At 32.2% G+C, this 255-nt stretch carries 1 protein-coding gene; it reads left to right on the forward strand.

From position 1 onward, the window contains the following. Positions 1-31: 31 nt before the first annotated feature. Positions 32-255: restriction endonuclease subunit S (locus OF365_RS03280; protein ID WP_263818177.1), on the forward strand; the 224-nt coding region annotated here is incomplete at its 3' end.

The following is a 255-nucleotide window of genomic DNA, read 5'->3' on the forward strand; positions in this document are numbered from 1 at the left end:
AGATTTGTTTATTTTGACACGCGGAACCGTTGTGTCGACTAACAAATTATCCAAAATAAAAACATCCCTGTTTAAATACCCGGTTTATTCTTCTAAAACAGTAAATGAGGGACTTTTGGGTTATTATAATAAATATTTATTTGAAAACTGTATTACCTGAACTACTGATGGTGCTGGAGCTGGTTATATTAAATATCGCGATGAAAAGTTCTTTTCAACAAATGTTTCTGGGGTATTATTAGGTTCTCCAGAATA

It is taken from the genome of Ureaplasma zalophigenitalium (genome assembly GCF_025780055.1).
In the GTDB taxonomy this organism is placed as follows: Bacteria; Bacillota_I; Bacilli_A; order Mycoplasmatales; family Mycoplasmoidaceae; genus Ureaplasma; species Ureaplasma zalophigenitalium.